General features: G+C 70.2%; 1 protein-coding gene. It reads right to left on the reverse strand.

What is annotated here, in order from left to right; translation table 11 throughout:
* The coding region (locus ACRWND_RS30815) for an IS1634 family transposase (RefSeq protein WP_431955268.1) at positions 1-1155 on the reverse strand (1155 nt) is incomplete at both ends.

A 1155-nucleotide genomic window follows, 5' to 3' on the forward strand; every position in this document is an offset into this window, starting at 1 on the left:
CCTGGGCGTCGGTGATGCGGGTGGTCTGCTGCAGGCGTCCGGCCGGGCCGGCGAGGGTGACCTGGTGGATTCGGTCAAGTTCGTTCCTGATGGTGCGCCAGGTGGTGCTGGTGCGGCGTTCGGCGACGCGTATCAGCAGCAGGGCCAGCCAGCACAGCAGGACGTGGGCGCGTATCCGGTCGTCCAGGCGGTGGAAGACCGGCCGCAGGTAGAGCGTGGACTTCATCGTGCGGAAGGAACGCTCGGCTTCCAGCAGGTTCTTGTAGCCGAGCGCGACGTCCTCGGCGGACAGGTCCGGGTCGGAGGTGGCCAGCAGGTACTTGCCGTCGAGCCGGGACTCGGCGGCGACCTTGGCCCGGTCGATCGACAGGCGTCCGGTGGTCGGGTGCTGCTTGAGCCAGCGCCCGAGACTGGGGTGGTCGCGCAGGGCGCATTCGGCCTTGCGGTGGACAGCGTCGTTCGGCTTCGCCGGGCGTTTGCCGGTCTTGGCCGCCTTGGCGCGGGCCTTGTTCGCATCGGCGGCGCGGGCCTGGGCGATGCGGTCCAACTCTTCAGTGATGGCGGCGAGTTGGTGCTCGCGTCGCTCGGCGTCGCGGGCGGCCTCGGCGGGGTTGTGGCAGACGATCCAGCGGCGGCCGGGGTCGCCGTCCAGGCGGACCTCCTTGACCCGGAGGTTGTCGCGGACCTCCTGGTAGCGACCCTGGCGGGCGAGGGCGGCGTCGGCCTTCTTGCTGGTCTCGCGCATCTTGACGCCGGTGATGTAGTGGCCGCCGGCCCGGGTGGGGTAGGCCAGGTTCGCCTCGGAGGAGAAGCCGGAGTCGGTGACGGTGACCACCCGGCCCAGGCGCCAGGACCGCAGGTCGTCCTTCACCTGCTCGATCACGGTGGTGTCGGAGGTGTTGCCGGGCCAGACCCAGCAGCGGACCGGGATTCCCTCGCGGGTGACCGCGAGCCCGATGACGATCTGCGGCAGGTCCTTGCGGTGGTCCTTGGAGTGCCCGAACCGCCGCAGGGCCTCGTCGCCGCCGTCTTCGTCCTCACCGTCGCGTTCGAAGTAGGTGCTGGTGGTGTCGAAGAAGATCAGGTCGACTTCGAGGTTGAGGAGGTGGGCGGCGGCGAAGAACACCGTCTCCTGCACGGCCCCGGTCGCGTCCC

Origin of the sequence: Actinacidiphila sp. bgisy167, assembly GCF_965342175.1 — a bacterium.
Taxonomy (GTDB): Bacteria; Actinomycetota; Actinomycetes; order Streptomycetales; family Streptomycetaceae; genus Actinacidiphila.